This is a genomic window from Flavobacterium sp. UBA7680 (genome assembly GCF_002482975.1).
In the GTDB taxonomy this organism is placed as follows: Bacteria; Bacteroidota; Bacteroidia; order Flavobacteriales; family Flavobacteriaceae; genus Flavobacterium.
This window is the reverse complement of sequence record NZ_DLHA01000005.1, coordinates 1-2,331: the sequence shown is the minus strand read 5'-3', so window position 1 is coordinate 2,331 and position 2,331 is coordinate 1. Positions and strand designations below refer to the sequence as shown.

3 protein-coding genes are annotated in these 2,331 nt (G+C 32.7%); 2 read left to right on the top strand and 1 reads right to left on the bottom strand.

Annotated elements, in window-relative coordinates:
• The coding region (locus tag B3C18_RS00645; RefSeq protein ID WP_291140804.1) for an arginine decarboxylase at positions 1-999 on the bottom strand (999 nt) is incomplete at its 3' end.
• A gap of 193 nt (positions 1,000-1,192) precedes the next feature.
• Between B3C18_RS00645 and B3C18_RS00640 the strand changes: the two genes are divergently transcribed.
• Positions 1,193-1,639 (top strand): DUF4293 domain-containing protein, encoded by a 447-nt coding sequence (locus tag B3C18_RS00640; protein WP_291140801.1) that lies wholly within the window; start codon positions 1,193-1,195, stop codon positions 1,637-1,639.
• Positions 1,640-1,941: 302 nt separating this feature from the next.
• The coding region (locus B3C18_RS00635) for an acetyl-CoA carboxylase biotin carboxyl carrier protein (RefSeq protein WP_291140798.1) at positions 1,942-2,331 on the top strand (390 nt) is incomplete at its 3' end.

Below are 2,331 nucleotides of genomic sequence, written 5' to 3'. Positions count from 1 at the left end.
CCACTGCTCTCTGTCGTTTTGTTGTTTCTGATCAATAATTGAGTATAAAGTTGCTCCGCTTTCGGCTACTGTAAACGAGCCAAATTCTGTAAATATGTTTGGTTCATCCAATTCATGTTGTACACAAAACGACTTTACCTGAGCTATAATTTCTTCTACCATATAATCGTAGTTGTAATCAAAGCTTAAAGAAGTACGAATGGGCATACCTCCACCAATGTTTAAAGAATCCAGAGTCGGACAAATTTTCTTTAATTCTTTATAGATATTCAAACACTTGTTTAATTCTGTCCAGTAATAAATGGTATCCTTAATCCCATTATTTATAAAAAAGTGAAGTAACTTCAACTCAAACTTCGGGTTATTTTGTATCTTCTCCTTATAAAGACTAATGATATCCGTGTAGCGAACGCCAAGTCGGGATGAATAGAAGGCAAAAGAAGGCTCTTCTTCGGTACTGATTCTTATTCCGAGTTGACATTTAGGGACTTTTACATTCTTCTTATAATGGTCAAACTCATCCAAATGATCCAGAACCGGGATAACATTATAGCCGTCATTTAGTAATTCGGAGATATATTGTTTGTAGTTGGTTTTCTTGTAACCATTACATATAATAAAGGTATCCTTGGTAATTTTCTTCTTTTTAATCTGCTCACGGATAATCTGAATATCGTAGGCCGAAGAGGTTTCAATATGTACATCATTCTTTAATACCTCATCCAAAACAAAACTAAAGTGAGAACTTTTGGTACAATAACAGTATACATACTTCCCTTTATAATCGGCTTTGGCCATAGCCACATTAAACATACGCTTGGCCTTTTGTATTTGCGAAGTTATTTTAGGTAAATACGTGATTTTTAATGGAGTACCGTATTGTTTAATAATATCCATTAAAGGAATATCGTTAAAATACAATTCATTATCAACTACTTCAAACGATTCCTGGGGGAAATCGAAAGTTTGCTCAATTAAGTTCTGATATTTGTTTTCCATATGGCAAATGTAAGTTACTTGGATTATAGTTCAAAGGACTTAAGTAAGTTATTTGGATTTATTAATATTAATTTAACCGTAAAAGGTTTGATTACGAATATACGAATCTGGATTTAGCCAGCCTCGATTCGTATATTCGTACCTGATTCGTAATTATTTTCTTCTTATTAAAACAAAACCTTAATTTCGCGCTATGATTCAACGTAAACAAACTCTTTTTTTATTGGCAGTAGTTGTTATTGCTATTTTACAGTTTTTTATCCCTTTTCAAAAAGTAAATATTTCTGAAACCAATTGGGACATTTGTTTGTTGCCAGGCTGTAGTTCGGAAGTAATGGGCTCTAATATTTATTTCCCTATGGTATTTAATAGTATCATCCTTATATTAGGTATAGCCATCATCTTTTTATATAAAAACAGAGTATTACAATATAAGTTAGCTAACCTATTAGTAGTATTTAATATATTTTTAATTGGGTTATTTTTTATACTATCTTATACAAAAGAAAGTGGTCCTGAAGCAATTTCATATCAATTTGGTTCTTTTTTACCCCTTACCTCAGCTATTTTTGCTTATTTAGCCGCTTATTTTATTAAAAAAGACGAGCAATTGGTAAGAAGCGCTGATAGAATTAGATAGGAAGTTGGAAGTTGGATTTACGAATCTGATGTACGAATTTGGAGTTACGAATTACGAGTTGGAACGTAAAATTACAAATTCAGTATTGAAAATTATAATAAAATAGTAACTCGTCAATCGAAAATCATAATTATTTCTAAAATCGTACCTCGTCGTTCGAAAATTCGAATTCATAAATTTAATTTGTTGATAATTAGGTGTTTTTTTGAACATTTAGCCATTTTTCGACTAAAAACCTGTGTTTTTTGATTCTTTTTGTAAAAAAATGATACTTTTGCACGCACTAACTAAAACACTTTAAAATGAAATTAACTGAAATTCAAGATTTAATTAAATTTGTTTCGAAAAGCGGAGTAAATGAAGTTGAATTAGAAACAAAGGAAATAAAAATTGTTATTAAAACGGGTAAGCAAGCAGCTCCTGTAATGTATCAAGCCGCTCCGGCTCAAATTACAACTGCACCTGTTCAGGCAATTGCCGCTCCGGTTACCGCTCCTGCTCCTGCTGCTGCTGAAACAGCGACTCCTGCTGCAACTGCAGCTGCTGCAAGCGAAGCCAAATACATTACTATTAAATCGCCGATGATTGGTACTTTTTACCGTTCTGCAGGACCAGACAAAGCTCCGTTTGTAAATGTAGGTGATGATATTGATACAGGAAAACCTGTGTGTATCATTGAAGCGATGAAATTA